Source organism: Oleiphilus sp. HI0061 (assembly GCF_001635675.1).
This window is the reverse complement of record NZ_LWFE01001196.1, coordinates 1-1180: the sequence shown is the minus strand read 5'-3', so window position 1 is coordinate 1180 and position 1180 is coordinate 1. Positions and strand designations below refer to the sequence as shown.

Here is a 1180-nt window from a genome sequence, read left to right as displayed (position 1 = left end):
TGAATGCTGCGGTTGAAGCCGCAAGAGCTGGTGAGCAAGGCCGTGGCTTTGCTGTCGTTGCTGGAGAGGTTCGTACCTTATCGCAACGTTCTGCTGCCGCGGCGAAGGAAATCAAAGACTTGATTCGTGACAGTGTAAACAAGGTAGAATCCGGCTCAGCCATGGTTAACCAGTCTGGGCAAATGCTCAATGACATCGTCCAGTCAGTTGATCGCGTTGCCAAGATGATCAATGACGTCAACACTGCAGCAATCGAACAAAATAGCGGTATCAGTCAAATCAATCAGGCCGTTGCGCAAATGGACGAAATGACTCAGCAGAACGCGGCTTTGGTTGAGCAAACCTCTGCTGCAAGCCGTTCAATGTCTGAAGAAGCGAGCAACATGAATCGCCTGATTGCCTTCTTCCGCTTAGATGCTTCGCAGAGCTCGCATAGTTCTTCTCCCTCCTTCGCTTCAGCTCCGTCAACACCTGCAGCAAGTTACAGTGCACCAGAACCAACTAAAGAACCTGTCATCACCTACCAGGCAAGCAGTGCTGCGCAAGAGGATAACGGTGCAGCTTCGTTTTCAGAAGACGATGAGTGGGAAGACTTCTAAAAACACTTGATATCACGCATACTCAAAAAGACCGGTATATTTCCGGTCTTTTTTTTCGACTTTAGTAAACTGGATTTACAATTGTAAATGTATAGCTATATGGATATTCAACTGCCTCTCGAATTACTTCCAAGCTTTTCTGTCTACACACTGCTAGTCAGCTTATTGCTCAAGCCCGGCAAGCCACCTAGCCTACTTCTAAGCTTACCCTTGCTCGCAATCTTGCTGATTACAAGCTGGCTAACGCAAGTTATCGATTGGCGAACTGCTGCTTTCCTTGTTTTCGCCACGCTGATCATTAGTCAGGTTCAATCAAAGCATTTACCAATAAAAACCTTCGCCTGGATATTTTTAAGCCTTGTGCCCTTGATGCTAGCCTTACACCTTGTTCCCGGCTTTACTAAAACCACGGTCTTCGGCCCGGCCTTACTTGGTAACTCAAGCATTCCTTACACCCTAAGTGCTCACCTTGATAAAGCCTTGGGCGCAGTATTAATCTTATTTTGCTTTCGCTACTGGGTCAGCAATACGAGCCCTTCAAACCTGAAGAACGAAACCAACATAAAGCCCGAGCTATTCGC

The 1180-nt window shown here is 47.1% G+C and carries 2 protein-coding genes; both read left to right on the top strand.

The features are described from left to right. Positions 1-599 (top strand): methyl-accepting chemotaxis protein (locus tag A3735_RS18540; RefSeq protein ID WP_231882575.1); only part of this gene is annotated, 599 nt, incomplete at its 5' end. Between the two features lie 99 nt (positions 600-698). Beyond that, the coding region (locus tag A3735_RS18535; RefSeq protein ID WP_197485935.1) for a hypothetical protein at positions 699-1180 on the top strand (482 nt) is incomplete at its 3' end.